1 pseudogene is annotated in these 234 nt (G+C 39.7%); it reads left to right on the top strand.

From position 1 onward, the window contains the following. A pseudogene (locus SB717_RS39760) lies at nt 1-234 on the top strand (potassium-transporting ATPase subunit B); the annotation flags it as partial.

The following is a 234-nucleotide window of genomic DNA, read 5'->3' as shown; positions in this document are numbered from 1 at the left end:
CATTATTGCCTGTAGGAAATGAAACGATTGAGCAAGTTGGAAAGTGGGCTGCTATTAGTTCTGTTTTAGATGAAACACCAGAAGGTCGATCTGTTATTGAGTATGTGCAGGGAAAATCTATATCATATAATAGAGAACTTGCAGAACAAGGGGAGTTTGTTCTGTTTAAAGCAGAAACGAGAATGAGCGGTGTTGATTTACAAGACGGAACGAAAGTGAGAAAAGGTGCTGTCG

This window comes from Priestia sp. SIMBA_032 (assembly GCF_046535215.1).
In the GTDB taxonomy this organism is placed as follows: domain Bacteria; phylum Bacillota; class Bacilli; order Bacillales; family Bacillaceae_H; genus Priestia; species Priestia aryabhattai.
This window is presented reverse-complemented; position numbering and strand designations above follow the sequence as displayed.